Raw genomic sequence first — 22,510 nt, 5'->3', positions numbered from 1 at the left:
CACTTAAGTGGAGGGGTTAGCCTGGAAAGCGTGACTTCAGCCAAGACGGTCAATGTGCTCGGGATCGGCGGCTCTCTGCGCGAGGGCTCGCAGTCCGAACGCGCGCTGCAGATCGCGCTCGCCGCCGCGGCGGAAGTCGGCGTCCGGACGCGGCTGCTCTCCGGCCCGGACCTGGTGCTGCCCTTCTACGACGCAGGCGAGCCGGCGCGCGACGAACGCGCGATGCAGCTCGTCGACGCCGTCCGCCACGCCGACGGGCTGATCGTCGTCTCGCCGGGCTACCACGGCGCGCTGTCCGGCCTGGTCAAGAACGCCTTGGACTACGTCGAGGACCTCCGCGACGACGCCCGCCCCTACCTCGACGGCCGCGCCGTCGGCCTCGCCGCCGTCGCGTACGGCTGGCAGGCCGCGGTCACCACCCTCGAGCAGCTGCGCACGATCACGCACGCGCTGCGCGGCTGGGCCACCCCGCTGGGCGGTTCGATCAACTCGGCCGAGACCAAGTTCGACGACGGCGGCGGCGCGTCCGACGAGAAGAGCACCCGCACGCTGCGGCTGATCGGCCGTCAGGTCGCCGAGTTCGCGGTGTCGCGCCACTCCTGAGCGTTTCGCCCGGCCGGTGCCGGGTAACCGAAGCACGTGATGCCTGCCATGTAGGGGCACTGTTCCGCAGGTGCGGGATGTTGTACCCACTGAGACGCTCGACGCGGAGCGTCCCCGGAAGAAGGCAGGCGAAGCATGGGTCAGGCGATCTACACCGCGGTGGCGACGGCACGCGGAGACGGCCGCAACGGCGAGGTCACCTCGTCCGACGGCGTCATCGACGAGTCGTTGGCCATCCCGAAGGAGATGGGTGGCCCGGGCGGGGACAAGACGAACCCCGAACAGCTCTTCGCCGCCGGCTACTCGGCGTGCTTCCACAGCGCGCTGCAGCTGGTCGCGCGTCAGGCCAAGGTGGCACTGCACGACACGACCGTCACGGCCGAGGTCAGCGTGCTCAAGCAGGACGTCGGTTTCGGTCTCGGCGTCGCGCTGAAGGTGTCGCTGCCGGGTGTCGAGCAGGCCCAAGCCGACCAGCTGGTCGAGCAGGCCCACCAGGTCTGCCCCTACTCCAACGCCACCCGCGGGAACATCGAGGTCGCGCTCTCCGCGACCGTCTGATCCCGCTCCGGCTTCCAGGAAAGGATCAAGCATGGCCAAGTCCCCGATCAAGAGCCCGCTGGCCGAGGCCGACAAGGAGATCACCGGCAACGCCCTCCAGGCGACGCTGGTGGACCTGGTCGACCTCTCCCTCATCGCCAAGCAGGCGCACTGGAACGTCGTCGGCGCGAACTTCCGCAGCGCGCACCTGCAGCTCGACGAACTCGTGACCACCGCGCGCGAGTACGTCGACCAGGTCGCCGAGCGGGCGAACGCCATCGGCGTCTCACCGAACGGCAAGGCGAAGACCGTCGTCGAGAGCTCCGGCGTACCCGACTACCCGGACAACTGGCAGTCGGTCGAGTCGACCGTCGCCGCGATCGTCGACATCCTTTCGACCCTCATCGAGCGGCTGCGCAAGCGCATCGACGAGACCGACAAGAGCGACCTCGTGACGCAGGACCTGCTGATCGAGATCACCCGCGCCCTCGAAGAGGCGCACTGGATGTGGCAGGCCCAGCAGGCCTGACCCCGTCTCGCGAACGGCCGGTTCCTCCGGGAGCCGGCCGTTCGCGCGCTCAGTGGTGGAACGCCGTCGCCTTGGCTGGGTCCTTGGAGCGGCCTCCTTCCTTCTCCAGCTCCGGGACCACCCGGGCCAGGTCGGCCAGCAGCAGGTCCGCCAAGTCGTGCGTGAAGCCGTTGCGGACCACGATGCGGAGCACCGCCAGGTCCGTGCGATTGGCCGGGAACGTGTACGCCGGCACCAGCCAGCCGCGCTCGCGCAGCCGGCGGGACACGTCGAAGACGTCGAAGTTCACGCCGGGGCGGGTGGTGACCGCGAACACCGGCAGCTGGTCGCCGTGGGTCAGCAGCTCGAACGGGCCCAGGTCGGCGACGCCGGCCGACAAGTGCGTCGCCACGTCACGCGAGGCCTGTTGCACCGCGCGGAATCCCTCGCGGCCGAGCCGCACGAACGTGTAGTACTGGGCCGCGACCTCCGCGCCCGGGCGGGAGAAGTTCAGCGCGAACGTCGGCATGTCGCCGCCGAGATAGTTGACGTTGAACACCAGCTCCGACGGCAGCGCCTCCTTGTTCCGCCAGATCACCCAGCCCACACCCGGGTACACCAGCCCGTACTTGTGGCCGGACGTGTTGATCGACGCGACCCGCGGCAACCGGAAGTCCCACTCCAGCTCGGGGTCGAGGAACGGCGCGATCATCGCGCCCGACGCGCCGTCGACGTGCACCGGGATGTCCCAGCCCGCGCGCTCCTGCAGCGCGTCGAGCGCCGCCGAGATCTCCGCCACCGGCTCGTAGCTGCCGTCGAACGTCGAGCCGAGGATCGCCACCACGCCGATCGTGTTCTCGTCGCAGCGCGCCACGGCCTCCTCGGCGGAGAGGTGGTACCGGTCGCCCTCCATCGGCACCAGCCGCGGCTCGACCTCCCAGTACTCGCAGAACTTCTCCCAGCACACCTGGACGTTCACGCCCATCACTAGGTTCGGCTTCCCGGTGCGGCCCAGCTTGGACCAGCGCCGCTTCAACGCCATCCCGGCGAGCATGCAGGCCTCGGACGACCCGGTCGTCGAGCAGCCCATGATGTCGGTGAGGTCGGGCGCGTGCCACAGGTCGGCGAGGATGTTCACGCAGCGCCGCTCCAGCTCGGCGGTCTGCGGGTACTCGTCCTTGTCGATCATGTTCTTGTCGACGCACTCGGCCATCAGCTCACGCGCTTGCGGTTCCATCCACGTCGTGACGAACGTGGCGAGGTTCAGCCGCGCGTTGCCGTCGAGCATCAGCTCGTCGCGCACGAGCTGCAGCGCCGTGTCCGGTGGCACGGGCGCGTCGAGCAGCTTGTCGTGCGGCATGACGAAGCCCGCCGCGAGCGCCGGGTTCGCTCCGGCGTACATCGGATTCGTGCCGCCGACGCGGTCCGGGCGGTCGGTTTTTCCCTGGTGCAGAACCATGAAACCGACGGTAGCGCCATCCGCCGGCAGCCGCGTGCGCGAACGGTCGGTCCCGGTCCGAAAGAGACCGCAACCGACCTTTCGCGGCAAAAGTCAGTCCCGCCACGGCCCCGGAACCCGCGTGATCAGAGCCGGAACCCGCGTGTCTGGACCCGGAACTCGCGTGTCTGGACCCGGAACTCACGTGATTGAAGCCGGAACTCGCGAGTTCCGGCCCCAATCACATGGGATACGAGTCCAGTCACGTGGGATACGGGTCCAGTCACGTGGGTTACGGGAGTCAGTGCCAGGACCTGGCTCGGGCGTATTGGTTCGGCCATGGCACGTCGGCGCCCAGGACGTTCGCCGCTCGCAACGGCCAGTGCGGGTCGCGCAGCAGGGCTCGGGCCAGGAACACCGCGTCCGCCGAGCCCGAGGCCACGATCTCCTCCGCCTGCTCCGGGTCCGTGATCATGCCCACCGCGCCCGTCGGCAGGCCCGTCTCGGTGCGGATCCGGGCGGCGAACGGGACCTGGTAGCCCGGGCCGACCGGGATGTCCGGGTTCGGGGTGTTGCCGCCCGAGGACGCGTCGACCAGGTCGACGCCGCGCTCGGCCAGCAGCTTCGTGAGACGCACCGAGTCCTCGATCGTCCAGCCGCCCTCGGTCCAGTCCGACGACGACAAGCGCGCGAACAGCGGCACCGATGAGCCCACTTCGGCGCGCACCGCGTCGGTGATCTCCAGCGCCAGCCGGGTGCGGCCCTCGAAGTCGCCGCCGTAGCGGTCCGTGCGGGAGTTGGACAGCGGCGACAGGAACTGGTGCACCAGGTAGCCGTGCGCGAAGTGCAGCTCCAGCAGGTCGAACCCGGCGTCCAGCGCGTGGCGGGCGCCGGCCGCGAACGCCGCCGGCAGGGCGCTCACCTCGTCCGTCGAAAGCGGCCGCGCCGGGTCGTACGAGCCGAACGCCTGGGCGTCGGCGCCGACGCTCGGCCAGCCGCCGTCCGAAGCGGCGACGCTGCCCGAGCCGTCCCACGGGCGCTTCGTCGAGCCCTTGCGGCCCGCGTGGGCCAGCTGCATGCCGATCGCGGTGCCCTGGGCGTGCACGAATTCGACGACCCGGCGCCACGCGTCGGCGTGCGCCTCGCTCCAGATGCCGGTGTCCTGCGGGCTGATCCGGCCCTCAGGGGTGACGGCCGTCGCTTCGGTCAGCACCAGGCCGGCGCCGCCGGTGGCGAACTGGCCCAGGTGGACGAGGTGCCAGTCGCCTGGCAGGCCGTCGGTGGCGGAGTACTGGCACATCGGGGACACCCACGCGCGGTTCGGCAGCGTCAGGCCGCGGACGGTGATCGGGCTGAAGAGTCGGCTCACATCCCGGTCAACGACACGTGCTCGCGGTCTCTTCCCGTCGCCGACCCGGGTACCGGCGAGTAGCGTCACACACATGGGTGTCGCTGCTGACGAACGCCAGGCGTTGAGCTCGCTCTTCGAGGACCTCGGGCCCGACGCGCCGACTTTGTGCGAAGGCTGGACGACGCGGGATCTCGCCGCGCACCTCGTCGTGCGCGAGCACCGGATCGACGCCGCGCCGGGCATCGCGGTGCCCGCGCTCGCCGGGTACACGAAGAAGGTCCAAGACCGCTACGCCGCGAAGCCGTGGGCGAGCCTCGTCGACCAGGTGCGCCAGGGGCCGTCGAAGTTCTGGCCCACCTCGATCGGCCCGCTCGACGAGCTGACCAACGGCGCCGAGTTCCTCGTCCACCACGAGGACGTCCGCCGCGCGCAGCCGGACTGGCAGCCGCGCCCGGCCGACCCCACCCGGGACGCCACCGCGTGGCGCTCGGCCAAGGGCGCCGCGAAGCTCAACCTCCGCAAGTCGCCGGTCGGCGTCACCCTCCGGACCACCGACGGCCGCGAGGCCGCGGTCAAGACCGGGCCCGACCCCGTGACGGTGGTCGGGGACCCGGTCGACCTGCTGCTGTTCGTGTTCGGCCGGGACGCCGTGAACCTGGACTTCCAGGGCGACCCGGCCGCGGTCACGAAGCTTCAGTCGGTGAAGCGGGGACTCTGAGCGCCCGGTTCACCCACCGGCCCACCGGCAACGCGACGACGATCGCGGCCAGCACCAGGTGCACGGCCATGAACGCCACCGCGGCGGGCACGCTCGGCGGCCCGCCGAGGAACACGATCATGTGCGACGCCCACTTCAGCTCGGTCGGCTTCGTGCCCGCCGCCCAGACGTCGTTGAGCGCCCAGAACGTCAGGTCGTTGACGCCCGAGATGACCACCAGGATCGACGCGACGCCGGCCTTGAGCACGTTCGCCGTCCGGCCGCCGCCGAGGCGGTAGGCCAGCAGCGCGAACAGCACGATGAACGTCGTCACGAACAGCTCGAACTGGTAGACGGGCTGGAACGCGTCGTCGTCCGTGGCCGCGTCGCGGGCGAACGCCTGGACCCGCATCACCAGTTCGGTGTCCAAATAGGACATGTAGACGAACACGGCGAACACGATCAGCGCCGGGCCCAGCTTCGTGCGCGGGAACAGCGCGACCGTGAGCACCGCGAACAGGAACGGGCACAGCTTGAACGCCCAGTCGCCGACGTTGTCCAGCGTCTGGTCCGGCGGCAGGATCACCATGATCAGCAGCGTCGTGACCACGGCCGGGACGGCGGCCACCAGCCACAGCCACCGCCGCCGCCGGTACAACGCGCCGACCCACCCCTGATCGGGGGTGACCGGGGCGGGTGCGGAGATCGTCATTCGGTGTCTTCCTCCAGCCGCGGCTTCTCGACCCAGAACGGGCCGAGGGCCAGCGCGTCGACGTCGGTCTTCAGGTAGCAGGCGATGGCGTCGGCCGGGCTCGCCACGATCGGCTCGTTGTTGTCGTTGAACGACGTGTTGACGACCATCGGCACGCCGGTCAGCTTCTCGAACTCGCTGATCATCCGGTAGTACAGCGGATTGTCCGCCTCGCTGACCGTCTGCACCCGCGCGGTCCCGTCGACGTGCGTGATCGCCGGCACCTCGGCGCGCTTGTCGGGCAGGACGTCGAACACCAGCAGCATCACCGGTGACGGGTAGTCGCTGACGAAGTACTCGCCCGCGCGCTCGGCCAGGCACGACGGCGCGAACGGCCGGAACGCCTCGCGGTGCTTGACCTTCTCGTTCATCCGGGTCTTCGACTCCGGGTCGCGCGGGTCGGCGACGAGCGAGCGGTTGCCCAGCGCCCGCGGCCCGCACTCCATCCGGCCCTGCACCCAGCCGACGATCCGGCCGTCGGCGATCTTCGCGGCGGTGTGCGCGGCGATGTCGTCGACGTGGGTGTACTCGACGCCGGCGTCCTGCAGCGCCACCTCCATCTCGGCCTCGGTGTAGTCCGGGCCGGTGTAGGTGTAGCCGTCACGCGGGCGCGGCTTGCCGTACTTGCCGACCGAGACCTCCAGCGCCGCGCCGAGCGCGCAGCCGTCGTCGGCCGCCGCGGGCTGGGCGAAGAAGTCCTCGAACGGCGTCTCCAGCAGGATCCGGCCGTTCATGACGCTGTTGAGCGCGACGCCGCCGGCGACGCACAGCCGCTTCGAACCGGTCTCGCGCTGGAGCCACCGGGCCAGGTGCAGGCCCGCTTCCTCCAGCGTCACCTGCAGCGCGTACGCGATGTCGCAGTAGTGCTGGGGAACGGGATTCTCAGCCGTGACGCGGGTTTTGGGCCGCGCCGGGCCGAAGGTGCGGGCGAACTTCTCGGCCATCACGTGCTTGCCGGTGCGGTGGTGGGCGAACCAGCTCAGGTCCAGCTCGAAGCCGCCGTCGTCGTCGAGGTGGATGAGCTGCTTGAACGCGTCGACGTAGGTGTCCTCGCCCAGCGGCGCGAGGCCCATGATCTTGCCCTCGTCGCGGGTCGGGTAGAAGCCGAGGTAACCGGTGACGCCGGCGTACATCGCGCCGAGCGAGTGCGGGAACTTGATGCGCCGCAGGTCGACGATCTTGTTGCCGCGGCCGTGCGCGAGGTAGGTCGCCGTGCCGTCGCTGCCGATGCCGTCGAAGGTGAGCACGGCCGACTCGTCCCACGGCGAGATGAAGTAGCCGCTGGCCGCGTGCGCGCGGTGGTGGTCGACGAGGTGCGTCTTGAACTTCGTCGGGCCGGTCCACCCGGTGGCGTCCTTGACTTCCTGCTCCAGCGTGTAGGACCGTTTGATGTGGGCCAGGACCGCGCCGCCGACGTGGTAGTCGTCGTGGCCCGAGCCGCCGCCGGTCTTGAAGGTGTCGACCATGCCCGACGAACGGCCGCCTTCGTCGCCGTTGGCGTTGCGGAAGACGTCCAGCGTGCCGGGGAAGTAGCGCGCGAACACCTTGGCCGCGTGGATGCCTTCCTTCCAGCGCTGCCAGTAGTAGGCGACGTGGTCGACGTCGGCCAGCGTGATCCCGGCGCGCTCCAGGCAGAACTTGATGGCCTCGGCGGGGAAACCGCCGTCGTGCTTCTTGCGGGTGAAGCGTTCCTCCTCGGCGAAGGCGATGATCTCGCCGTCGCGCACGAGTGCCGCCGCCGAGTCGTGGACCCTGCTGATGCCCAGTACGTACATGATTCTCCCAGTTCAGAACGAGTGACGGCGGTGGAGCAGGCGCCGCAGGACGGCCGCCTTGACCGCGAGCGCGAGGACGAGGGCGGCGAACCCGCCGACCGGCCCGAGCGGGGGCACGAGCAGCGCGGCGCCGACGGCGGTGGCGGCGAGCGCTACTACGGCGGTGCCCGAGGTCAGGGTCAGCACCTTGCTGTTGGTGTTTTCGATGAGGAAGCTCGCGTAGAGCCCGGTCGCGTACAGCCCCGTCTCGACGAGCACGAGCACCCCGAGCACGACGTAGCTGTCCTCGGTCATGAGCAACGCGCGTGTCGACGGCACGGCGAGACCCGCCCCGAGCAGCACGGCGAAGCCGATCCCGGCCCGTTCGACCAGCTTCAGCAGCTCCGACGCGCGCGCCCGGCCGGCCACCGCGCCGGTGCCGCGCATCCGCCGCGACGCCGTCGGCTGGTGCAGCTTCAGCTGGTAGAACAGCAGCGAGCAGAACGCGCTCGACACCAGCAGCGCCAGGTAGAACGGGCCGCTGTCGGTCGTCCGCCCGGACAGCGCCAGCACGCCGAACACCACCGACGTCGAGATCACGTCGAGCAGTTCGGTCAGGCCGAGCAGGACCGTGCTGCGCCCGTACGCCGGCAGGAGCCGGTGCCCGGGCACGCCGCCGCCGCGCAGCCACGGCCTCGGCAGCAGGGCCACCGACGCGCCGAGGATCACGACGAGCCCGGCGAGCAGCAGCGCGAGGTGCGTCTCGGGGGACCACCGCACCGCCCAGGTCACGCACGTGATGATCCCGACGACGACCGAGCCCGCGGCGAACGCGAGCGCGTCCAAAATGGACTTGTCACGCAGCCGGTGCAGACCGGACACGGTCATCAGCAGCCCGCCGGCGATCGACCACGCGGCCGCCGTCAGGTACAGCGCCGCGTCCGACTCCGGCGCGACGACGAGCGCGACGACCATGGCGGCCAGCACCACCAGCACCGGCACGGCGGCGATCCGGACCGCGAGCGCGGCGACCGCGTCCCGGGTCAGGCGCAGCCGGGGCAACGCCTTGAGCGCGGACTTCTCCGCCGCGGCCGGCACGAAGTTCAGCCACGTCATCAGGCCGAGCGCGTTCGTGAAGCGCCCGTAGTCGTGCGCGCCCCACGCGGTGAGCAGGACCAGCCCCATCAGCTGGACCGACAACCGGAACACCCCGCGGCCGGCGAGCAGGCGCAGCACCACCGCCGGCCGTGGCGGGGCCACGACCGGCGGGGCGGCGGGGGACAACCCCGTCACGGCAGGGGTACCGCCATGTCCTGCTCGTGGAGCAGGAACTTCAGCGTGCCGCGCACCTCGTTCTCCGCGGCGAGCACCTCGGGCACGGACCGGGCGGTGAGCACGACGTAACCCAGCTTGTAGCCGGCCTGCTCGTACGGCTTGACGTAGGACCCTTCGTCGGCGAACAGGTGCAGCCCGACCACGCCGGGCATCGTGCGGACGTCCTCGACACCGTCCACCCGGGACAGATGACCACCGCGGTCGGACGCGAGGATGTGCACCAGCGTCGGCTTCGCCGCGTGCAGGTCCAGCTCCACCGCGTCACCGGTGGCCGCCGCGATCCCGGCGGCGATCAGGTCGGCGCCGTAACAGTGCTGGATCGCTTCCGCGAGGCCGTTCCCGCCCATCCGGGCGCCCATCTCGATGAGGTAGAGCTGCCCGTCGCGGCCCAGGACGGCGTCCAGCGTGAGCGGCCCGGTCCGGTAGCCGAGCTCGGCGCAGATCAGGTCGAGCGCCTCGATCAGCCGCAGCTCGGCGTCCGCGGGCAGTTCGCCGGGCAGCAGGTGCGACGACGTCACGAAGAACGGCGGCGGCGTGAGCGTGCGTTCGGTGACGGCGTGGAAGACGATCCGGCCGTCCACGACCAGCGCTTCGATCGTGTAGTGCGTGCCGTCGAGGTGCTCCTCGACGACCAGGCGGCCGGACGGCGAGAACGCGAGCGACTCGGTGAACGCCTTGGCCAGCCGGCCGGGGCCGGAGCAGGAGACGACCCCGCGGCTGCCGGACGAGTCGACCGGCTTGACCAGCGTCGGGAACCGCAGCTGCTGGGCGGCGTTGACCAGCTCCGGGCCGGGGCGGCCGGCGACACTGCGGTAGCCCGGGAGTCCCAAGTGGTCACAGAGCGCGCGGAAGACGGACTTGTCCGTCGACGCCTGGACCGCGTACTCGGGCAGGGGATCCGGCAGGCCCCAGTGCCGGGTGAGCCACGCGAGCGTCGGCAGGCCGACGTCGCTCGCCGGGCAGAGCACCCCGGCGATGTCGGGCCGGCCGTCGAGCGCGGCCGCGATCTGCTCCGGCGCCCGCACGCTGACCTGCAGGAACTCGTCCGCGAACGCGACCCCCGGCGCGCCGAGGCGGACGTCGACGCAGATCGTGCGGAAGCCCAGCTCGCGGGCCCGTTCGTAGGTGCTCACCGCACCGTCCGCGCCGCCCAGGATCACCAGGGTTCTCGCGGAGCCTCTCTCGGAACTTGTCACGCTGAAATGCCTTTCCCCAGTTGCACATCGATCCGCCGGGGCCCCTCGGGGTCCTCGGTCGTGAAGAGCCGGTCCTCGACGTCGACCACGACGTTCGCCTCCCGGATGTAGAACTGCCGCGGCTTCGGCTGCCCCGCGCCGACCACGACGAGGTAGCGCACGGTCAGCGAGAGCACCAGCAGCAGCACGGTGAGCAGCATGAAGAGCGTCACGGCCGTGGCACTCGAGCCGAGCAGGCCGGACGCCGCCGCCGCGGCGGCCAGCACGCCGAAGCCGGCGGCGAACAACGCGGTCGCCGAGGCCACGGTGGTCAGCCGGCGGGTGAACCCGACGAACAGCTCGATGGCGTGCGACGACAGGAAGCTCATGCCCACTTTGGACTCACCGCGCTCGCGGGCCCGGTGTGCGACCTGGACACAGGTGTAGCGGCTCGTCAGCCGCGGGACCGTGGCCAGGAAGTACGGCGTGCCGAGCCGCAGGTCCACGATCTTCCGGGCCAGCTCGGCCCGGACGAGCCGGAACGCCGTGGCGCCCGGCGGGATCTCGATGCGCAGCAGGCGGGCGCCGATGAAGTGGAACGCGGCGGTGCCCCAGCGCCGCAGCCGCGGGTCCTGCCGGTTCGTGCGGACGCCGAACACCGCGTCGTACCCCTGTTCGGCCGCCGCGATGAGCTTGTGCGACTCGGCGGCGGGGAACTGCTGGTCGGCGTCGATGTGCAGCACCCAGGGTTGGGACGCGTACCGGTAGCCGGCCGAGAAGGCGGCTTCGAAACCGAAATTGCGACTGAAGGACACATACCGCACCCGGGGGTCGGCCGCGGCGAGTGTGCGGATCTCGCCCAGCGTTCCGTCGGTGCTCCCGTCATCGATGTAAAACAGTTCGAGTGAATAGTCGGACAGTTCGTTGGTTATTTCCCGATAGGACGGTCCGACGTTGTCGACTTCGTTGAAGCACGGAATGACTACGGTGAGTCCGCACGTCGCCGGACCAGGGAATGCCCTGGTCATCTGCAACGCCGGGCGGGTGATGCCGGATTCGTGTCCGTCCGATCACCGACAGTGCGAATGGTGCTCATGAATACCCCAGTTGGATCTGCTCAGACCGCTTGTCGATGCGCGGCGTTGCGGAGTTATAAGCAGACCGATCGACGTTTGGGGACAGCTTTACTGCGAATTCCTCCGTTCAGACCCAGACCAAAGTATTAACCCATCCGGCATTCGGGGTGTCCTGCGGACGAAGTCCTTCCACTACGCCTCGCGATGGCGCAGACTCCCCGGCCATGTGGAGTCTGGGGGCTGGTGTTGTGTGGCGTGCTGCCTACGCGCGGGCGGTGCGCTCGGCGTTCGCCACGGTGCCGTTCTACCGCGAGCGCTGGGCGCTCGACGGCCGTGAAGATCCAGTGCTGGTACCGGGTCGCACCGGGACGAACGGCGGCGCGGCGCCGCTCGCAGAAGCCGTGCACAAGCTCGTGGACCTGGTCCCGCTCGCCGGGGGTGCGCAGTGGACCGACCCGTCGCGCGGCCTCGGCCGGGTGCTGCGGACGGCGCGGCGGCCCACGCCCGGCAGCTTGATCGTCCTTTTGGGACAAGACGATCTCCGCCCGCCTTCCGACCTGCCGAAAGGCGTTCGTGGCTGCGTCGCCGATCCCGACGCGCCGAGCGCGTCCGTGCTCCGCGAGCTGACGGCGGTGCTGGCGCGCGGTCACCGCGTGCTCGCCGTCGGCGACGACAAGGCGATCACGACGTTCACCGCCGCCCTGCCCGAAGACAGCGCGCACCGTGTCGAAGCCGTGCCGCACCGTGAACTCGACTCGCTGGACGCCGGCCCGTACGGCGTGCTGCACGACCCGGCGCTCGGCTACCTCGGCGCGCTGGCCGGTTGCGGGCGGTGGCACCTCGACTGGCCGCACGTCCACGCCCGGCCGACCGCCGGCGGGCTCGCCTTCACCTTGCTGCGCCAGGAGTCCCCGCGGTTCGTCGACGTCATCCCGGCCGGTGGGGTGCCCGGCCGGATCGAGTCCTGCCCGCGTCACGGCAGCCCGGTCGTCGTCGCATGAGGTTCGTGTTCCACGATCCCCGCACGGACCCGGCGCCCGCGGGCTGGGTGGACTTCTCCCGGACCGCACGGCTGCACCCGGTGTGGGACTACGGCTTGATGGGCCTCGAGGCCTGGGGCGCGCGCAACCCGCAGCTGGTCGTCGCCGCCGTCGAGGGGGACGAAGTCGTCGCCGGGATGTCCGTTCTGGTCTGCCGCCTGCCGTGGTCCTCGCGGTTCGCGCCGGCGCCGGGACGTCGTTCGCCGCGCCCGTGCTGGGCGGAGGTCTACCAGCCGTGGCTGAGCGGCTTCCCGGGCATCGTGTTCGCGCCGGCGCTCCCGGCCGCCGACCGGCAGCCGCTGGTGCGCGAGTTCGAACGGCAGCTGCGCCGGCACCTGGGCCCCGGGCTGCTGGGCGTGGTCTACCGCGCGATCGGCGAGGAGTTCGCCGCCGGCGTCGGCGGCCGGGCCCGGCTGGTCAAGCCGACCGACCCGACGACCGTGCTGGAAAACCGCTTCACCACCGAAGACGACTGGCTCGCGACGCTCCCGTCCGCCCGCCGATCGAGCCTGCGCCGCCGCGGCCGGCGGATCGCCGAGGACCCGGCGCTGGTGGTGCGCGGCGGCCCCGGCCGGGACGACGTCGACGGCGTCGAGGTCGCGTCGCTGATCAAGGTGCACCGCGAGCGGTACGGGAAGCTCCCGCTGGACACGCGCACGATGCCGTCGGCCGGGTTCCTGCACCGCTACGTCCGGCGTCCGGACGTCCACACGCTGACCTACCGCGACGCGGACGGCCGGCTGCTGGCCGTGAACACCATGCTCGACCACCCGGACAGCCCCAGCCTGCAGCACTGGGCGGCGTTGCCGCTGGACGAACGCGGCCGGGGCGCAGGGTTGTATTTTGACGCGTATGTCCGCGCTGTCCGATTCATGGCGCGGCGCGGGGCGAAAGAACTTTCGGCGGGCCGGGGCATGGTCGAACTGAAGCGGGAATTGGGGTTCCGGCCGCGCGCGCTCTTCGCCGCGGCGGTGCCGAGGCCGGTGCTGGGCCGATGACCGCGACCGCGACCATGGTGTCGCAAGTGGACGTCGTCGACCCCCGCGTCGACCCGCAACCCGACGGCTGGGCGGCGTTCCGCGCCCGGTGCCTGCCACCCGTGTGGGACTACGAACTACTGCGCCGCGAGGCGTGGTTGGCGAAGAACCCACCGGTGCTCGCCGTCGTCCGCGAGGGCGAGCGGGTCGTCGGGGCGCTGTCGGTGATGGTGTGCCGGGGCTGGCGGTCCCGCGAGTTCGGGCCGCTTTCCGGTGGCCGGCTGCGGCCGCGCTGGGCCGAGGTCTACCTCCCGTTGCTGAGCGGCTACCCCGCGTGCGTCTTCGACGACGGCGTCGACGAGCGGGCCGCCGTCCGGCGGTTCGAACGCGCGCTGCGCGACTACGTCGGGCCCGGGTTGCTCGGGGTGATCTACCGGGCGATGAACCCGGAACTGGTGCCGGCGCTGGACGGCCGGGGCCGGGCGGCCCGCGAGATCGACCCGGCCGCCGTGCTGCGCAACACGTATTCCACAGTGGACGAATGGGAGCGCGGGCTGGCTCCCGAGGTCCGGCGGTACCTCCACCAGGACGTCGGCACCGAAGCGGCGTTCGGCCGCACCGACGTCGACCCGCACGAACTGGCCGTGCTGCTCAACGCCCACCGCGCGCGGCAGGACGAGCGCGCGTGGGCGGGCGGACAGCGGTCGCGGATCGGCGGGCTGCGCATGGACACCCGCAGCCCGGTCGCGCCCGGTTACCTCGACACGCTGGTCCGCCGTTCGGACGTCCTGACCCGGACCTACCGCGACAACGCCGGCCGCTTGCTCGGCTTCGCCACGATGATCGACCATCCCGCGGGGTGCGCGGTGCACCACTGGGCGGCGCGACCGAGCGCGGCCGGCGGCCGGAAGGGGCTCTATGTCGACTGTTACGCCCGTTGCGTGGCGCACATGATCGCCGAAGGGCGGCCCGAACTGACCGCGGGCCGGGCGATGCTCGCCGAAAAGGTCGCGCTCGGCTTCGGCACGCGCTCGTTGTGGTCGATCGCCGTGCCGCGTCCGGTGCTGGGCCGATGACCTTCGCCGTGCGGGTGCTCGACCCGCGCACCGATCCCGAGCCCGCCGGCTGGGCCGCGTTCCTGCACACCCAGCAGGCGCCGTTGACCTGGGACTACAGCCTGCTGTGCACGGAGTCGCGGCACTCGCGCAGCCCGTACCTGCTGACCGTGGTCACCGACGGCGGCGCGATCGTCGCCGCTGTGCTCGCCATGCTGTGCCGCCCGGGTTCGGCCACCGGTCCGGGCCCGGTCGGCGGGGTCGCCCGCTGGGGGCCGCGCTGGCTGGAGGTCCAGCACGCCTGGCTGAGCAGCTACCCGGCGTGGCTGTTCGCCGAAGACGTCGACCCGGCCGGGCAGCGCGAGATCCTGCGCCGGTTCGAGCGGGCGGTGTGCCGGTTCGCCGGGCCGGGCTGCCTCGGCGTGGTCTACCGCGCGGTCGCGCCGGACGCCACCGGGCTGGTGTCCGGGCGGGGCCGGCTCGTCCGGGAGATCCAGCCGACGCTGGTGCTGGAGAACACCTTCACCGACCTCGACGGCTGGCTCGCGACGCTGAGCCGCAACCGCCGGTCGAGCCTGCGCGGCCAGATCCGCAAGATCGCCGCCGACCCCGGCCTGACCGTCCGCGCAGGCACCGCCCGCGACGACCTCGACGGCGCCGAACTGGCCGCGATGCTGCACGCGCACCGCGCGGCCAAGGGCCCGGTGAAGTTCGACCAGCGCGGCCCGGTCACCGGCGAGTACCTCGACGAGCTGATCCGGCGCCCGGACGTCGTCACGACGACCTACCACGACGCCGACGGCCGGCTGCTCGCCTTCACCGACCTGCTCGACCACCCGGTGATGCCGCTGCACCAGCACTGGGCCGCCCTGCCGCCCGCCGAGGGCCGGCCGAAGCACCTCTACTTCGACGTCGTCGCGCGCGGGGTGGGGCACATGATCGAGCACCGCCGGAAGTTCCTGTCCCTGGGCCGCGGGGTCACCGACCTCAAGACATCGCTGGGGTTCTCCCCGGCCCCGATGGCCGGGGCCGTCGTGCCGAGGCCGGTGATCCGATGGTGACCGACGTGCTCGACCCGCGCCACGACGCGGAACCGGCGTACTGGACGGCGTTGCGCGAGCGCGCCGGGCTCCGGGCCGACTGGAGCTGGGAGGTGCTCCGGACCCAGGCGTGGGCCGCGCGGACCCCGCAGCCGGTCACCGTGCTCCGCGACGGCGACGAACCCCGCGGTGTCGTCTGCGCCGCGTGGGTCACCGGCCGGACCCGCCGCAACCGCTTCGGTTCCGCGACCGCGCGCCGCGGCCGGCTCGGCGGCCTCGACGTCCGCGGGCCCGGCGCGAGTTCCCAGCCCGGCTGGTGGTTCGCGGACCCGGGCGACGACGGCGGCGTGACGCGGCTGCTCGAGACGTACGTCCCGGCGATCCGCGCCGAGCTCGGCCGCGGGTTCCGCGGGATGCTGGTCCGGCAGGTCGGCGAGGCCGGGCTCGACGCCGTCGGCGGCCGGTTCCGGCTGGTGCGGCGGACCGAGGACATCGCCGTGCTCGACGTCAGCGCGTTCGGCTCCCGCGACGACTGGATGCACTCGCTGGCTCGCAAGCGCAAGCAGAACCTGCGCAAGATCTTCCGCACCTTCGACGCCGACCCGAGCGTCGAGGTGCGGTGCGTGCCGGGCAAGGAGGCCGACCCGGTCGCCATCGCGGAAGTGTTGCGGCACAACGAACGCAAGCACCACGACGTGCCGATCGTGCCGCTGCCGCACTTCACCGGCTACCTGACGGAGCTGCTGCGCCAGCCCGACGTCACGGTGATCGAGTACCGCGACACCGGCACCGGGCGGCTGCTCGCCGTGGCGACCCTGCTCGACCACCCGGAGCTGCCGATCGCGCGGCACTGGGGCGCGCTCGGGCCCGAGGCCGGCGGGCGGCCCAACCTGTACTTCCACTTCTACGGCGAGGCGGTGAGCTGGGCGATCGCGCACGGGCGGTCGTCGGTGGTGTTCGGCAAGAAGATGACCGAGATGAAGGCGACGCTCGGGGCGCGGCTCGTCCCGCAGTACGCGGCGGCCGTCCCGGTTTGCTAGCTTCGCGGCATCTCACCCGCCGCGCTTCAGGAGAGCCCCGCCATGCCGATGATCAGCGTCTCGATGTTCCCCGGCCGCACGCCCGCCCAGAAGAGCGCCCTGGTCCGGGAGCTGACCGACGCGTTCGTCCGCACCTGCGGCGGCAAGCCCGAAGGCGTCCAGGTGACGCTCATCGAGGTCGGCGCGGACCACTGGTCGACGGGCGGCGTCCTGCACTCGGAACGCTGAAAGCCGTGAAGGGCACCTTCAGGGCTTATCTGTCCCTGAAGGTGCCCCTCACGGCACTTGGTGTGGGTCAGCGCAGGCCGAGGGCCCGCTGGGCGAAGTTGACCTCGATGGACGTCTGCTTGATCGTCTCGGCGATCACCAGCGAGCCGTGGCCGGCGTCGTACCGGTAGAACTCGTGGTGCAGCTCGCGGCCGCCGAGCCGGTCGAGGTAGTTCTCGATCTGCCGGATCGGGCAGCGCGGGTCGTTGTCGCCGGCCAGCACCAGCACCGGCGCGGTGACGGCGTCGACGTAGGTGATCGGCGAGCACTCGGCGTACACCGCGGGCACGTCGTCGGGCGAACCGCCGAAGAGCGCGCGGTCGAACGAGCGCAGCTGCTCCATCTCGTCTTCGTACGCGGCGACGTAGTCCGCCACCGGCACCCCGGCGACGCCCGCCGCCCAGCGCGCGGGCTGCGTGCCGAGCGCGAGCAGGGAGAGGTAACCGCCCCACGAAGCGCCGTTCACGACGCACTTCTTCGGGTCACTGAGTCCACTTTGGACGGCCCAGTCGTGCACCGAGGCGACGTCTTCCAGCTCGGTCAGCCCGGGCCGGCCCTCGATGGCGTCGCGCCAGGCCGAGCCGTAGCCGGTCGAACCGCGGTAGTTGACCTCGACCACGGCGAACCCGGCGTCGAGCCAGGTCGCGCGGTACGCCGAGAAGCGGTCCTCGTCGGCCGCGTGCGGGCCGCCGTGCAGCGAGAACACCGTCGGCAGCGGGCCCTCCGGCGCCCCGGACGGCCGCGAGACCAGCGCGTGGATCCGGCCGCCGACGCCTTCGACGAACGCGTCGGTCAGCGGCTCCGACCCCGGCGCCCGGTCACCCGGCGGTGACAGCAGCACCGCGTCGGCGCCGTCGGTGGTGCGGGCGCGGACGGCGGCCGGTTCGGCCGCGCTCGACCAGGAGTACTCGACGGTCCCGTCGGGACGCACGCCGGCGCCGCCGATCCGGCCCGCCGGAGTGTCCACTGAGGACAGCTCGGCTGAGTCGAGGTCGTAGCGGTACAACGAGCTGCGGCCCTCGTGGAAGTGCACGACCAGCAGGGCGCGCGCGTCCGGGTACCAGCCGGCGACGACCTCGCCGGGCAGGTCGAGCTCGATCTCCGTCTCGGTGTCCGCCCGGACGTCCCAGACCAGCAGCTCTTCGCGGCCCCGCCGTTCGTGCAGCACCAGCAGGCGCTGGTCGCCGGGCAGCGGGGAGAACTCGAGGGCGGACAGGGCCTTGCCCTCGCCGTCCCACTTGTCGGCGACGGTGGCGAACCCGTCGGTCGCGAGGATCCGCAGCGCCGGGTGGCGGGAGTCGCCGTGCTCGGAGTGCGAGATGGCGATCAGGCTCTCGTCACGCGAGAGCGACGTGATGCCGGCGTCGTCCGCGTGGCTGTAGAAGCGGTGCGTCTCGCCGCCGATCCGGGCGAACAGCTCGCTGCCGTCGTCGGTCGAGACGCCGATCGCGATGAGGCCGGTGCCGATCTCGAGGCCGGCCGGGTAGCCGTCGTGGACGTCCGGAACCGCCTTCTCGGGCTTGCTGCCCTCGGTCGCGGCGAACGGCTCGCGCACCCACGAGCCGAACTCGTCGCCGTCGGTGTCGTCGAACCACCAGATCCACTCGCCGTCCGGCGAGGGCGTGGCGTGCATGGTGCCGTTGGGCCGATCGGTGACGCGGCGGTGCTCGCCGGTCGCGCGGTTCCAGGCGTAGACCTCCCAGACACCGCTGGAGTTGGAGACGTAGACGTTTGAATCGGGGGCGTCGCGGGCCCAGTCGGGCACGGAAATGCGCGGCGCGTGGAAGCGGGCGCGCCAGCGGGCTTCGGTCTCGGCCTCGTCGAACAGCCGGTCCGGGACCACCGCGGGCGGATATTGGTTGGCTGACTGCGTGCTCACCCCTCGATCCTGCCACCTTCTGGCCGTACTGTGTGCGGGGTGCTGGAGGGTTACGCGCCGGGCTACGGGCGAGACGCGGTTTCGATGATGTCCGCGCGCACGGCTGCCGAACGCGCGACGTTCGCCCAGCCGCTGTTCGGGCCGGGGATGTGGGTGGTCGACCTCGGCTGCGGCCCGGGTTCGATCACGCTGGGGCTGGACGCCGGGTCGCGCGTCACCGGCGTCGACGTCGACGCCGGTCAGGTCGCGATGGCCCGCGACTCCGCGCGCCGGGCCGGCCGGTCCACAGTGGACTTCGTGGTGGCGTCGGCGTACGCGCTGCCGTTCGACGACGGCTGCGTCGACGTCGCGTTCTCGCACGCGCTGTTCGAGCACCTCGCCGCGCCGGTGGACGCGCTGGCGGAGCTGCGCCGCGTCCTGAAGCCGGGTGGCAGGCTCGCGCTGTCCACTTCGGACTGGAGCAAGGCCCGGCTGCGCCCGAAGACGGCGAACGTCGACGCCGCCCTGCGCGGCCACTACCTGCTGCGCCGCCGCGCGGGCGGCGACCCGTTCGCCGGCCGCAAGATCGCCGACCACTGCGCGGCGGCGGGGTTCACGGAGATCGTCTCGCGCCCCCGCTACCGCGAGGACATGACCTACCGCGACCTGGCGAGGTACGTCGAGTCCCGGTTGGACGCGGCGATCTCGGACCCGGACTACGGGCGCGACCGCGACCAGCTGGCGAGCGCGGCCCGCTCGGCGTGGACGTGGGTCAGAAGCGGTGACGGCGACTTCAGCCAGTGCTGGGTGGAACTGACCGCGACGAGAGTGTGAGAACCCCGGAAACCAGAAGAGCCGGTGTCCGAAGACACCGGCTCTTACTCGTCGGGGTGGCGGGATTCGAACCCACGACCTCCTCGACCCGAACGAGGCACGCTACCAAGCTGCGCCACACCCCGAGGTACTGCTTAACGGGTCGTGGAGAAGTCTAGCGGACGTTGTCGCGGGCTTTACGGCGGGCTGCCTTACGCGACTCCGAAGCCTCCGAGCCGCGCGGGACCAGCGTCAACAGGCTCGCTTCGGGCGGGCAGGCGAACCGGGCCGGGGCCCACGGCGACGTCCCGAGGCCGGCCGAGACGTGCAGCCACATGTGCGCGCCCCAGCGCGAGGCGCCGCGGGCGCGACTGCGATCCAGGTCACAGTTGGTGACGAGCGCGCCGTAACCCGGGAGGCGCAGCTGGCCGCCGTGGGTGTGGCCGGCCAGCACGAGGTCGTAACCGTCCGTGGCGAACGTGTCGAGGACCCGCGGCTCCGGCGAGTGCGTCACGCCGAGGCGGACGGCCGCGCCGCTGTCGGCCGGGCCGGAGATGTCGGCGTAGCGGTCGCGGCGCAGGTGCGGGTCGTCGACGCCCGCGGCGAACACCCGCTGGCCGCCGACGTCGATCGTGCGGCGCACGTGCGTCAGGTCGGTCCAGCCGTGCTCGACGAACGCCGCCCGCAGGTCGCGCCACGGCAGCTGGACGCCGTGGATGCGCTTCTTCTTGCCCTTCGGCATCAGGTAGCGGGCCGGGTTCTTGGGTTTCGGCGCGTAGTAGTCGTTGCTCCCGAAGACGAACACGCCGGGCCGGTCGAGCAGCGGGCCGAGCGCGCGCAGCACCGAAGGCACGGCCTGGTGGTGCGACAGGTTGTCACCCGTGTTGACGACCAGGTCCGGGTTCAGCTCGTTCAGGGCCGCGACCCAGCGCTGCTTGCTCCGGTGGCTCGGCAGCATGTGCAGGTCCGAAACGTGCAGGATGGTGAACGGCCGCGACCCGGGCGCCAGCACCGGGAGTTCGGCGGTGCGCAGGGTCCAGAGGCGCCGTTCGATGCCGACGGCGTAACCGAGGGTCGCGGCGCCGAGCGCCACTGTCCCCGCGGCGAGGCGGATCGCCTTCGCCCCCGACGTGGGTTTGTTACTGAGCGTGCTCACGGGCTCCAGGATACGTGCTCAACGGTTGGATGACTTCGCCCCCGTTCCGGGGAACCTGCGCCTTAGCATTTGCGTCGGCCCGTAGACGGGTTTCGAGCCGGGGGGCTTGGGGAGAGTGATGGAGCAGTTCGGGCCGTACCGGATCGAAGGCCTGCTGGGCCGCGGTGGCATGGGTGAGGTCCACCGCGCCTACGACACGGCGCACGACCGCGTCGTCGCGTTGAAGCTGTTGTCCGACCCGTACGTATCGGATGAGGCCTTCCGCGCGCGCTTCCGGCGCGAGTCGCAGATCGTGGCGCGGCTGCGCGAGCCGCACGTCATCCCGATCCACGCGTACGGCGAGATCGACGGGCAGCTGTACCTCGACATGCGGCTGGTCGAGGGCAAGGACCTGAAGGAGCTGCTCGAAGAGGGGCCGCTGACGCCCGATCGCGCCGCCGGCATCGTCGAGCAGGTGGCGGGCGCGCTCGACGCCGCGCACGTCGACGGCCTGGTGCACCGCGACGTCAAGCCGTCGAACGTGCTCGTCACGAGCGGCGACTTCGTGTACCTCGTGGACTTCGGCATCGCGCGCTCGATGAGCGGCGAGGCGACGTCGCTCACCGGCACCGGCAACGTGATCGGCACGCTCGACTACATGGCGCCGGAACGCTTCGGCGACGCCCCGATCACCGGCCTCGTCGACGTCTACGCGCTCGCGTGCGTGTTCTTCGAGTGCCTCACCGGGCACCGGCCGTTCCAGGCGGAAGGTGCGGCCGCGCAGATGGGCGCGCACCTGACCGCGCCGCCGCCCGTGCTTTCGCAGGCGCGCCCGGGCGTGCCGAGCGCGCTGGACGCCGTGGTGGCGCGCGGGATGGCGAAGAACCCGGCCGACCGCTACCCGACGGCGGCGGCGTTCGCGGCCGCCGTCCGGACCGCGCTGGCGGCACCGGCACCCGCGCCGATCCAGACCTGGCAGAAAACCCTGCCCGGCCCGGTGACCCCGCCGCGCCCGACTTTGGCCGCGCAGCACGGCATGTCCGCGCCGATGACCCCGCCACGGCCGATGCCGGCCTACGCGGCTCCGCCGACCGGCCCGTACCCGGGCCCGCCGACGGGGCAGTACACCGGCCCGCCGACGGGCCCGCGGCCGCTGACCGGCCCGGCCCCGCTGACCGCGCCGTCGCAGCCTCAGCCGTCGAAGTCCCAGCGGGGCCGGTGGATCGCGTTGTGCAGCGCGCTCGCCGGGATCGTCGTGGTGGCGTTGCTGGTCACGTACTTCGTGAGCAAGGACAAGACGCAGACGGGCAGCCCGTCGCCGACCGTGCCGGTCACGGTGCCGCCGGGTTCGTCCTCGACTCCCCCTGCCACTTCTTCGTCTTCACAGCCACCACCGTCCACTTCGGAATCTTCGCCCCCGAAGCAGGAGCACGACATGGCGCTGTACAACGCCCTTCCGGCCGTCTACAAGCAATACACGTGCGTCGACGCGGCCGCACCCACCGGCACGGCAGCGGCGGTCGAGTGCACGGATTCGAACGTCGGCGACGTCAAGATCGGCAACGTGGTCTTCCCCCAGCCGACCGGAGCGAAGTTCTACCGCTTCGCCGACGCGGCCGCGATGGACGCCTACTTCCAGAACATCGTCAAGACCCAGGGCCTGACCCGCAACGACGCGCAAGGCGCCTGCCGCCCGGAAAAGTACCCGAAGATCTGGGGCACGTACTACCGAGCGGAAGTCCGGAACCCGATCGAGGGCGAGTACCTGACGTGCTTCCTGGGTGACCCGGCGCAGCTCGTGTGGACGGAGAAGAAGAACCTGATCGCGGGCGTCCTGCTGTCCACGAAGGTCGCGGACACCAACCAGCTGGACATGCTCTACCAGTGGTGGAACACGGAGGTCCTGTCGGAAATGCCGCAGAGCTGATCGAAAGGTCAATCTGTAGCGAATAGGGTTTTATGTCGCATTGATCCGATTGGGATCATTAGGGCACTTGCGCAGGAATTAGTGCCTTCGGCGGGCGTTCATGATCGTTCGACCATTCGGCTCTTGCCAGTCG

General features: G+C 71.4%; 21 protein-coding genes and 1 tRNA gene. 12 read left to right on the top strand and 10 right to left on the bottom strand.

All coding sequences use genetic code 11. The annotated features are described in order from the left end of the window. The first annotated feature begins 30 nt into the window (after positions 1-30). From MUY22_RS09545 to MUY22_RS09535, 3 genes are all read left to right on the top strand, one after another. Positions 31-603 (top strand): NADPH-dependent FMN reductase, encoded by a 573-nt coding sequence (locus MUY22_RS09545; protein ID WP_247058908.1) that lies wholly within the window; start codon positions 31-33, stop codon positions 601-603. Between the two features lie 135 nt (positions 604-738). Beyond that, positions 739-1,161, top strand: coding sequence for an organic hydroperoxide resistance protein (locus MUY22_RS09540; RefSeq protein ID WP_247058907.1), 423 nt, complete (start codon positions 739-741; stop codon positions 1,159-1,161). 31 nt (positions 1,162-1,192) lie between these two features. Continuing rightward, entirely contained in the window at positions 1,193-1,669 is a 477-nt protein-coding gene (locus MUY22_RS09535; RefSeq protein WP_247058906.1) for a Dps family protein, read from the top strand. A gap of 49 nt (positions 1,670-1,718) precedes the next feature. Here MUY22_RS09535 and MUY22_RS09530 read toward each other — a convergent pair whose 3' ends face one another. After that, positions 1,719-3,107: a glutamate decarboxylase gene (locus MUY22_RS09530; RefSeq protein WP_247058905.1), complete on the bottom strand. Its 1,389-nt coding sequence runs from the start codon at positions 3,105-3,107 to the stop codon at positions 1,719-1,721. A gap of 280 nt (positions 3,108-3,387) precedes the next feature. After that, positions 3,388-4,455 carry an NADH:flavin oxidoreductase/NADH oxidase gene (locus MUY22_RS09525; RefSeq protein WP_247058904.1) on the bottom strand — a complete coding sequence of 356 codons (1,068 nt, stop codon included), beginning with the start codon at positions 4,453-4,455 and terminating at the stop codon, positions 3,388-3,390. A 73-nt stretch (positions 4,456-4,528) separates the two neighbouring features. On the opposite strand from MUY22_RS09525, the gene MUY22_RS09520 reads away from it, so the two are divergent. Continuing rightward, complete coding sequence (locus tag MUY22_RS09520) at positions 4,529-5,155, top strand: TIGR03085 family metal-binding protein (protein WP_247058903.1); 627 nt, start codon at positions 4,529-4,531, stop codon at positions 5,153-5,155. On the opposite strand, the gene MUY22_RS09515 is transcribed toward MUY22_RS09520, so the two are convergent. The 5 genes from MUY22_RS09515 to MUY22_RS09495 are packed head-to-tail and all read right to left on the bottom strand — an operon-like array spanning position 5,121 to position 11,177. Further along, positions 5,121-5,846: a hypothetical protein gene (locus MUY22_RS09515; RefSeq protein ID WP_247058902.1), complete on the bottom strand. Its 726-nt coding sequence runs from the start codon at positions 5,844-5,846 to the stop codon at positions 5,121-5,123. The two genes, MUY22_RS09520 and MUY22_RS09515, sit on opposite strands and share 35 nt — an antisense overlap. Beyond that, the gene (locus MUY22_RS09510) at positions 5,843-7,660 is read right to left on the bottom strand and encodes a carbamoyltransferase C-terminal domain-containing protein (protein ID WP_247058901.1); all 1,818 of its coding nucleotides are present in this window, start codon (positions 7,658-7,660) and stop codon (positions 5,843-5,845) included. The genes MUY22_RS09515 and MUY22_RS09510 overlap by 4 nt, the downstream gene beginning before the upstream one ends. A 12-nt stretch (positions 7,661-7,672) precedes the next feature. Next, positions 7,673-8,932: a hypothetical protein gene (locus MUY22_RS09505; RefSeq protein ID WP_247058900.1), complete on the bottom strand. Its 1,260-nt coding sequence runs from the start codon at positions 8,930-8,932 to the stop codon at positions 7,673-7,675. After that, positions 8,929-10,170 (bottom strand): ATP-grasp domain-containing protein, encoded by a 1,242-nt coding sequence (locus MUY22_RS09500; protein ID WP_247058899.1) that lies wholly within the window; start codon positions 10,168-10,170, stop codon positions 8,929-8,931. Before MUY22_RS09500 ends, MUY22_RS09505 begins: the two co-directional genes overlap by 4 nt. Then, positions 10,167-11,177 carry a glycosyltransferase family 2 protein gene (locus tag MUY22_RS09495; protein ID WP_247058898.1) on the bottom strand — a complete coding sequence of 337 codons (1,011 nt, stop codon included), beginning with the start codon at positions 11,175-11,177 and terminating at the stop codon, positions 10,167-10,169. Before MUY22_RS09495 ends, MUY22_RS09500 begins: the two co-directional genes overlap by 4 nt. Positions 11,178-11,500: 323 nt before the next feature. On the opposite strand from MUY22_RS09495, the gene MUY22_RS09490 reads away from it, so the two are divergent. The 6 genes from MUY22_RS09490 to MUY22_RS09465 are packed head-to-tail and all read left to right on the top strand — an operon-like array spanning position 11,501 to position 16,605. Then, positions 11,501-12,226, top strand: coding sequence for a hypothetical protein (locus MUY22_RS09490; RefSeq protein ID WP_247063776.1), 726 nt, complete (start codon positions 11,501-11,503; stop codon positions 12,224-12,226). Then, complete coding sequence (locus MUY22_RS09485; RefSeq protein ID WP_247058897.1) at positions 12,223-13,263, top strand: GNAT family N-acetyltransferase; 1,041 nt, start codon at positions 12,223-12,225, stop codon at positions 13,261-13,263. Before MUY22_RS09490 ends, MUY22_RS09485 begins: the two co-directional genes overlap by 4 nt. Further along, a complete protein-coding gene (locus MUY22_RS09480) occupies positions 13,260-14,318 on the top strand; it encodes a hypothetical protein (RefSeq protein ID WP_247058896.1) in 1,059 nt (352 codons plus the stop codon). Before MUY22_RS09485 ends, MUY22_RS09480 begins: the two co-directional genes overlap by 4 nt. Then, on the top strand, positions 14,315-15,358 hold the full coding sequence (locus MUY22_RS09475) for a GNAT family N-acetyltransferase (RefSeq protein WP_247058895.1): 1,044 nt from the start codon (positions 14,315-14,317) through the stop codon (positions 15,356-15,358). Before MUY22_RS09480 ends, MUY22_RS09475 begins: the two co-directional genes overlap by 4 nt. Next, the gene (locus MUY22_RS09470) at positions 15,352-16,377 is read left to right on the top strand and encodes a GNAT family N-acetyltransferase (protein ID WP_247058894.1); all 1,026 of its coding nucleotides are present in this window, start codon (positions 15,352-15,354) and stop codon (positions 16,375-16,377) included. Before MUY22_RS09475 ends, MUY22_RS09470 begins: the two co-directional genes overlap by 7 nt. Before the next feature lie 9 nt (positions 16,378-16,386). Then, a complete protein-coding gene (locus MUY22_RS09465; protein WP_256475987.1) occupies positions 16,387-16,605 on the top strand; it encodes a tautomerase family protein in 219 nt (72 codons plus the stop codon). A 67-nt stretch (positions 16,606-16,672) separates the two neighbouring features. On the opposite strand, the gene MUY22_RS09460 is transcribed toward MUY22_RS09465, so the two are convergent. Beyond that, positions 16,673-18,523, bottom strand: coding sequence for a prolyl oligopeptidase family serine peptidase (locus MUY22_RS09460; protein WP_247058892.1), 1,851 nt, complete (start codon positions 18,521-18,523; stop codon positions 16,673-16,675). 39 nt (positions 18,524-18,562) lie between these two features. On the opposite strand from MUY22_RS09460, the gene MUY22_RS09455 reads away from it, so the two are divergent. After that, on the top strand, positions 18,563-19,336 hold the full coding sequence (locus MUY22_RS09455; protein WP_247058891.1) for a class I SAM-dependent methyltransferase: 774 nt from the start codon (positions 18,563-18,565) through the stop codon (positions 19,334-19,336). Positions 19,337-19,387: 51 nt separating this feature from the next. Here the strand turns inward: MUY22_RS09455 and MUY22_RS09450 are convergent. Next, positions 19,388-19,461, bottom strand: a tRNA-Pro gene (locus MUY22_RS09450). A gap of 29 nt (positions 19,462-19,490) precedes the next feature. Next, positions 19,491-20,471 carry a metallophosphoesterase gene (locus tag MUY22_RS09445; RefSeq protein ID WP_247058890.1) on the bottom strand — a complete coding sequence of 327 codons (981 nt, stop codon included), beginning with the start codon at positions 20,469-20,471 and terminating at the stop codon, positions 19,491-19,493. Positions 20,472-20,589: 118 nt separating this feature from the next. On the opposite strand from MUY22_RS09445, the gene MUY22_RS09440 reads away from it, so the two are divergent. Further along, positions 20,590-22,377: a serine/threonine-protein kinase gene (locus tag MUY22_RS09440; protein ID WP_247058889.1), complete on the top strand. Its 1,788-nt coding sequence runs from the start codon at positions 20,590-20,592 to the stop codon at positions 22,375-22,377. Positions 22,378-22,510 lie beyond the last annotated feature (133 nt).

Source organism: Amycolatopsis sp. WQ 127309 (assembly GCF_023023025.1).
In the GTDB taxonomy this organism is placed as follows: Bacteria; Actinomycetota; Actinomycetes; order Mycobacteriales; family Pseudonocardiaceae; genus Amycolatopsis.
Note: the sequence above shows the minus strand (reverse complement) of the source record. Positions and strands in the feature narration are given on the sequence as shown.

Coding starts and splice junctions, on each gene's coding strand:
- MUY22_RS09495 (WP_247058898.1), bottom strand. CDS start 11,177: ATGACCAGGGCATTCCCTGGTCCGGCGACGTGCGGACTCACCGTAGTC.
- MUY22_RS09510 (WP_247058901.1), bottom strand. CDS start 7,660: ATGTACGTACTGGGCATCAGCAGGGTCCACGACTCGGCGGCGGCACTC.
- MUY22_RS09530 (WP_247058905.1), bottom strand. CDS start 3,107: ATGGTTCTGCACCAGGGAAAAACCGACCGCCCGGACCGCGTCGGCGGC.
- MUY22_RS09485 (WP_247058897.1), top strand. CDS start 12,223: ATGAGGTTCGTGTTCCACGATCCCCGCACGGACCCGGCGCCCGCGGGC.
- MUY22_RS09520 (WP_247058903.1), top strand. CDS start 4,529: ATGGGTGTCGCTGCTGACGAACGCCAGGCGTTGAGCTCGCTCTTCGAG.
- MUY22_RS09540 (WP_247058907.1), top strand. CDS start 739: ATGGGTCAGGCGATCTACACCGCGGTGGCGACGGCACGCGGAGACGGC.
- MUY22_RS09480 (WP_247058896.1), top strand. CDS start 13,260: ATGACCGCGACCGCGACCATGGTGTCGCAAGTGGACGTCGTCGACCCC.
- MUY22_RS09440 (WP_247058889.1), top strand. CDS start 20,590: ATGGAGCAGTTCGGGCCGTACCGGATCGAAGGCCTGCTGGGCCGCGGT.
- MUY22_RS09515 (WP_247058902.1), bottom strand. CDS start 5,846: ATGACGATCTCCGCACCCGCCCCGGTCACCCCCGATCAGGGGTGGGTC.
- MUY22_RS09535 (WP_247058906.1), top strand. CDS start 1,193: ATGGCCAAGTCCCCGATCAAGAGCCCGCTGGCCGAGGCCGACAAGGAG.
- MUY22_RS09470 (WP_247058894.1), top strand. CDS start 15,352: ATGGTGACCGACGTGCTCGACCCGCGCCACGACGCGGAACCGGCGTAC.
- MUY22_RS09475 (WP_247058895.1), top strand. CDS start 14,315: ATGACCTTCGCCGTGCGGGTGCTCGACCCGCGCACCGATCCCGAGCCC.